Source organism: Streptomyces sp. NPDC058525 (assembly GCF_042719495.1).
Classification (GTDB): Bacteria; Actinomycetota; Actinomycetes; order Streptomycetales; family Streptomycetaceae; genus Streptomyces.
The window spans coordinates 81,535-87,835 of record NZ_JBHXNP010000027.1 but is presented as its reverse complement, the minus strand read 5'-3'; the positions used below and the strand labels follow the sequence as shown (position 1 = coordinate 87,835).

At 61.0% G+C, this 6,301-nt stretch carries 5 protein-coding genes; all 5 read right to left on the bottom strand.

Features of this window, described 5'->3' with window-relative positions; genetic code table 11:
• Positions 1–256: 256 nt before the first annotated feature.
• Positions 257–1,576, bottom strand: a complete 1,320-nt coding sequence (locus ACFWP3_RS15515; protein ID WP_384220750.1) for a condensation domain-containing protein — start codon at positions 1,574–1,576, stop codon at positions 257–259.
• Between the two features lie 72 nt (positions 1,577–1,648).
• Positions 1,649–2,923 carry a condensation domain-containing protein gene (locus tag ACFWP3_RS15510; RefSeq protein WP_384220748.1) on the bottom strand — a complete coding sequence of 425 codons (1,275 nt, stop codon included), beginning with the start codon at positions 2,921–2,923 and terminating at the stop codon, positions 1,649–1,651.
• A gap of 58 nt (positions 2,924–2,981) precedes the next feature.
• Positions 2,982–3,224, bottom strand: a complete 243-nt coding sequence (locus ACFWP3_RS15505; RefSeq protein ID WP_384220745.1) for an acyl carrier protein — start codon at positions 3,222–3,224, stop codon at positions 2,982–2,984.
• A 10-nt stretch (positions 3,225–3,234) separates the two neighbouring features.
• On the bottom strand, positions 3,235–5,376 hold the full coding sequence (locus ACFWP3_RS15500) for an amino acid adenylation domain-containing protein (protein ID WP_384220743.1): 2,142 nt from the start codon (positions 5,374–5,376) through the stop codon (positions 3,235–3,237).
• 47 nt (positions 5,377–5,423) lie between these two features.
• A complete protein-coding gene (locus ACFWP3_RS15495) occupies positions 5,424–6,275 on the bottom strand; it encodes an SDR family NAD(P)-dependent oxidoreductase (RefSeq protein ID WP_384220740.1) in 852 nt (283 codons plus the stop codon).
• Between the last annotated feature and the right edge of the window lie 26 nt (positions 6,276–6,301).

The following is a 6,301-nucleotide window of genomic DNA, read 5'->3' as shown; positions in this document are numbered from 1 at the left end:
GGCCAACCACGCCCAAGCCGTCGATCACTACCGGTCACACCCCGACCACGCACTCGACCTGATCACGCCCACCAGATGAGAACGCTCGAGCCTTGCGGCGGCCCCCATGTCCGGTACACCCTGGACGAGAACCCTTTGAGTTTCTGATAAAATATGTCAACGGCTGGATTGTCGGGCCACACTCACACGCCAAGAACACCCTGGGAAATGAACTGGCCGTCAACCGGCGGTGACGACCAATCGTGAAGGATCGAGGTTAGAGCCGTACATCAGCGGCTACCTCGTCAATACAGGCGGAGAATCTGCGCAAATATTCTCGTACATTGTCTCTCGCAACCCGGTTATCTGGATACCTTGCGTGGACTGCCACACCCTTCATGGTTCGGCTCATCCAGAGATCCAGTTCCTGACCGCGACGCGGGTTGGTAAGTATTTGCGCGTTAGTCGCAGCGTGACGGCCGGATTTCTCGTAAGGGCGATAGTCGAGATAGGAGACCCAGGAACCCGCTTGCTCAACCAAATGCGGCGGCATTTGCCTCTCGATCAGCCCGAAGGGCACGTCTACGTGATGAAAGGCGGCCTTGACGGCAGTGTGCGCGCGCCTTACAAGTTCGTCGAAACTCAGCTCGCCATCGATCCTGAACTCAAGCGGTACGGCATTTACAAACCATCCGAATGTGGACTTCATCGCAGGGTTTCGCGTCTGATAAGGAGCCATGAGGCGCAGCATCTGCGGCCGGACGCCTGCGGCGCCTGATGCCACCCCTAGGGCAGCCAGTAGACCCGCGAAGGTGCCACCCCCAACGCTCCGGCATCTCGCTTCGAACCGGTCAGCGGCATCCGCGCTGCACAGGTCGGTCTCCTCGGCAAGGAGAGGCACGTCTCCTTCCTCTGGGGAGAGTCCGAGATCCAGGGGAAAACGCGGAAGGTGACCTCCTGCAGCCTCGGCAAAATCACGCCATCGGCTGACCGCACTACCGATTCTGTCCTGCGGGACCTGACGCTCTTCGACACAGAAGTCCAGAAAGCTCCCGGCCGCCGGGAGACTCCGTTCCTTCGAAGCCAGTCCGGCCCCGTACAGCTCTCGAATCTCGCCAGCCGCCAGGGCCAAGGAGTGCAGATCCGTGACACTGTGGTCGAAGGCCATGAACAGTGTTGCGCACTCGTCGTCGAGTGCCACGCCGAAGGTGTAAGCCGGCCAGGCGAGAGGATCGGTATGCGCATCGAACACGGCCTTTAGTGCTGAAAGCATGGACTCCCGGCACTCGAAGACCCCGACGTGGTTTCGCTCGACAGAAACGTGGGTTCCATCCACCACGAATCTGTGGAGCCCACGGGAGACACGGAAGCCGCTGAGTAGACCCTCATGTCGGATAACAAACTCCTTCAGCGCTGCCTGGAGAACGACCTCGTCGAGCGCATGGGGAAATTCGACCGCAATGGCATACCATCGTGGCGAAAGAGATCCGGACCCCCGCATGGAAGGGTGGGAGGCAATACGCGACTCCTGGTTGAAAGAAGCGGGCACCGGATGGTCTTTGATGCCATCGCCCGAGAACTGCTCCGGCAGTTCCACCCTCCATTGAACGAGGCGGCCGGGCTTCACTCGACAGTCAGAAAGTCCGACCATGCGCATATTTCTCCCCAATCAGACCGATGCATCGCCGAACGGATCCGCGAGACCGGATTCTATTTCCTCGAAAATCATGCGTGCCGTAGCGTTGTCCACACGCGCCGTCCGGTGACTGAGAACTCCACGATATCCATTTTTGTCGTGGAACCAGGTGGCATAGAAGTCACGCCAGGTGGAATTCTTAACCGGAACAGGTACGGATTCGACTGCAATGTTCTTGAGTCGCAACACTTCCATATTCCCGGAAGACTGCGCCAGGCTCGGCATGTTCACCATCAGGGGAAACGGGGCTCCGATGTCGGCGAGCACCTTCTCCGAAAAGACGTCTCCATAGTCGTCGGCAGCCATCCAGCTGGCGCGTATCAACTGGACGGCCTCGATCAGCGGTCGAGTAGGGTCAATGCCGACCCGGGTGATCCGGGTATTCACGAAGTGACCTACGCTTTCCCAGGTTTCCTCGTCCCGGTTAAATGTGTCCGTCCCCATCATCAGGTCGCGCTTTCCTGTCACCCTCGCAACCGCGAGCGCGGTGGCGGATAGGAGAACCGTGAAGGGTGACACTCGGGCAGCACGTGAAACTTCGCGAATCCGGCTGGTCAGGGATGGCGGCACGTCGAATGAGAGCAGGCTGAGTTCGGGCTCCGAAGCTGTATTGATCTCGCCGGAAGCGGGCCAAGCGATCGTGTCCTGGTAGCCCTCCACCGCCTTCGCCAGGAACTCTGTGGCCGACTCCTTGCGCTGCTCCCACGAGGTCCGCTGCTTTTCGGCAAACTCGAGGTAGGTAGCCCTCACTTGAGGAAGATCGGGAGCCCGGTGCTCGATTCGCGCAGCATATAGTTCAGCCAAGTCGCGCCAGAGAAGCATCAGTGACCACCCGTCATATATCAGGTGATTGATGGTGAGCGACAAATAGACTTGGGGCGCCGTGTGAATCGTGGCGCGCAAGAGCGCTTCCCCTTTCAGGATCTTGTCCAGGTCATGGCGCTGCGCGATCAGCTCCTGGACCATCCCGCTTTCGGTTACCGCTCCACCACCATCTGTCTCGATGAAGCCCTCAACGGCCGAGATCGACTGCACATAGTCGGTCCCGGCCCGTGCGATCCGTGTCCGCAGCACCGGATGGCGGCACAGCAGCTCCTCGAGGGCCGACCGAAGATGGCCGACGTCGACCGCCCCCTCCAGACGGAAGAGAAAGCAATAGTCGTACCCCGGTGCAGATGCTGGATGCTTTCGCGCCTTGCGCAACACATCTTCTTGCTGAAATGACAATGGGCCAGTCAGGGCGTCCATGATATCGGATCCTTTCTTAGGGTTGCCCCCGATCTGCAGGTCAAGGATGAAGCGGGTCTCAGTCAGATGTGCCGGCCGTGTGCCGCACAAGGACCGATATAAAATCCGAGAATTTGGGATTGTCGTAGAGCAGGGACAAGGGGATCCGTGTCTTCAACTCGGCCTCCAAAGTGGCTATGATCTGCATTGCCATGAAAGAATGACCGCCGGCATCCAGGAAGTCCGATTCGGAATCCACCTCGTCGTCCAGGGCCACCTCCCAAGCCGACCGCGCCTTCTCTTCAACAGTATTGGAATCCATTTCGATCCTTTCAGTTTCCATGCTTTTTCAGAGCGAGCAAAGCATTGCGGTCGAGCTTGCCGTTCCTGTTCAGCGGGAAGATTTCAATCGCCCTCCAGCGCTGGGGCACCATGTAGGGCGGCAGCTGGCGAGCGCACAGTGAGCGCAGCTCCGCAAAGAAATGTTTCCCGATTTCTATTCCCGGGGATGCTTTGACCACTGCGACGAGAAACTTTGAGCCGGCCTTGTCGTCGGCGGCCACCACTGCGGCCTGGACCACCCCCGGACACCCCTCGAGCACTGACTCCACTTCTGCGGTGTCGACTCGGTAGCCTCGGACCTTCACCTGGGAGTCGCGCCGCCCAACGAATTCGAGGAATCCGCCTGCACCCCATCGGCAGTAGTCGCCCGTACGGTAGAGGCGAATCCCCTGCAGCGGGCCGCTGCCCGGAGTGACAAAACTGTCCTCCGTCAGGCGCGAGCGATTCAGATATCCACGCGCCACGCCCGGCCCTGCCACCCAGAGCTCGCCTACGCCGGTATGAGGAACGGGTTGCATGTGACTGTCCAGAAGATACACGTCCGTGTTGACTATAGGACGGCCGATCGGCACCGATGAGGCTGACAGATCCTGGTGTGACCTCACCAGATGGCAGCACGTGAACGTGGTGGCTTCCGTGGGTCCATAGCCATTCACGATCTCGATCCCTGGACACTCGTCCAGAACTGTACGCACACGCGAGGGTGATACCACGTCACCGCCCACGAACAGTCTTCGTACAGCTCGGAAGCTACCGACCTCGTGCTCGGCCATATGGTGAAAGAGCCCAGCCGTCAGCCACAGCGCGGAGATCCGCTTGTCTTGGATGATCTGTCCGATGTCACGCAGCGACGGATGGCGTCCCGGGAGGAATTCGAGCCTGCCGCCGGCAGCCAGGCACGGCCATATCTCGAACGTGGAGGCGTCAAAGGCAAGGGGTGCCAGCTGGAGAACAACGTCCGTCGACCGGATACCTATGAACTCCCGGTCGAGGATGAGGCGCCAGATGCCAGCATGGGTAACTTCGACGCCCTTCGACGCTCCCGTTGAGCCGGAGGTATGCATCACGTAGGCCAAGTCCGAGGATGAGGCGGCGCGAGTTGGCCTCTCAAGCCGTTCCGCCGGTTCGACGGCGTCGACGAGCAAGGAATCGGGAACGTACTGACCCGGCAGAGTGTCCCGCAGGTTCTGATCAGTGATCACGACTCGCACATCTGCATCATTCAGCATCCTGTGCAGACGTTCCGAAGGAAACAGCGTGCTCAGGGGAAGGAACGCGGCACCTGCCTTCCACACTCCGAGCAAGGCGATCACAGCGCTTGGCGAGTTGTCCAGGAGGATGCCTACCACGTCACCCGCCGTCACCCCACGTCCAGTCAACGCGTTGGCGATGCCGTTTGCCGCTGCGTCGAGCTCGGCGTACGTCACCAAGTGACCGTCGGTGGCGAACGCCACGTTCGTCGGCGATTGGCGGCAGCGGTACTCGATGGCTTCTGTGACCGGCTGACCGGGTGTCAGCCGCTTCGCGCCTCGGCCAACTGCCCACGCCCGCTCAATCACGTCGGGGGCAAGGACATCCAAGTCGCGCAGCGGCATGTCTGGCGTGGCCCGGAGCTGCCCGTACACATGGACAAGACCGTCGACAAGGTCCTCGGCGAGAGCCCCGTCCAAGCTGGATACCGAGACGCGATGCCGCCCACCTAGCTCTTCGTAGAGCCGGACGATCACATCGTCGCCGCCCTGCTCCCTGGTCACATCGCTAGTGGCTGTCGACTGGACGTCGTCGACTGCGGAAGGGATGCGCTCCATGAACACCCGGAGGCTCCCCTTCGGCACTTCACTCGCATCAGCGGGCGGGGGCGTCGATCCCCCGGCCCGATCACTGGTGGTCACCTGGTGTCCCACGGCATCAACCAGCTCTGCGCCCGTTCGCGAGGACTCCAAGTCGACGCAGATCGGAACTGGTTGGGAGACCCCAGCCGCGCCGATCCGTTTGGCGAGGGCAATGAACGGGGACGCCACCTGGCCGTAGCGGCCGACAAGCAGCAGCAAGGCAGCTGCGACCGTGGCGGTCACGGCGGCGCCGTCCGTCGTGAGTCCTGTTCCGTCCTTGGACAGCAGGGCGCTCGCCACCTTCCGCCCTCCGTCCCGTCCAGGCTCTACGGAGGCATCGGCAGGCATCAGCCGGCCGGCCATTCCTCGGCACGGGTGAGCTCCATGCTGGCCTCCCATAGACGGTTGGCCAGGTCGAGATCCCTTCCGAGGGTACTGATCTCGGCAGGCTTGCGATCCGCGTAGTACACGGCCGTAGGGGCTTCCACCCGTGGCTGTTCGGCCAACCACACCAAAGTGTCGGCGCCCTTCTCGGGCGAGCTGAGGACAAACCTCTCGAAGGGCTTCACGACGCGCACGAACGGGGAGTCCCGGTTGATATCCGTTCGGATGGCACCAGGGTGGAAACAGGATGCAGCAAGAGACGTACGCTCCCGCAGGACACGGGTAAAAAGGATGTTGGCCAGCTTGGAGCGGCCGTAAGACAGAGATCCGGTCCATCCATGCCGCAGCTGGAGGTCCTCGAAGTCGAAGGCTCCCTTCGTGTGTGAGGACGAGGCGGTCGTAATGACCTGCCCCGAGCTCTCCAGGAGCCGCCTGGCAAGCAGGTTGGTCAGTAGAAAAACAGCCAAGTGGTTCACGGCCAGGCCCAGTTCGAAGCCGTCCGCGGATTCCTGGCGCTTGCTGGGCTGGACCGCAGCATTGTTGACCAGTAGATCCAGCTGCGGACAGGTTTCGAGGATCCGGTCGGCAAGCTCGCGCACACCGCTCAGACTGGCAAGGTCGGCGGCGACAGGCGTTGGGACCTTTGAGCCTCGGGGCGCCACGAAAAGCATCTTTTCGTACACGGCGTGCAGCTTCTGAGACGACCGGCCCGTAATGAGGACCTGCTTCCCACGCCGTGTCAGCTCTATCGCCGCTGCTGCGCCTATACCCGAGCTTGCTCCGGTGATGACGGAAATGCCCATCATTTCATCCATTTCATTGAACGTGCAAGTAATTAGGC

Excerpts from the sequence above, each read along its gene's own strand:
- ACFWP3_RS15510 (WP_384220748.1), bottom strand. The coding sequence starts at position 2,923 with ATGGACGCCCTGACTGGCCCATTGTCATTTCAGCAAGAAGATGTGTTG.
- ACFWP3_RS15505 (WP_384220745.1), bottom strand. The coding sequence starts at position 3,224 with ATGGATTCCAATACTGTTGAAGAGAAGGCGCGGTCGGCTTGGGAGGTG.
- ACFWP3_RS15495 (WP_384220740.1), bottom strand. The coding sequence starts at position 6,275 with ATGGATGAAATGATGGGCATTTCCGTCATCACCGGAGCAAGCTCGGGT.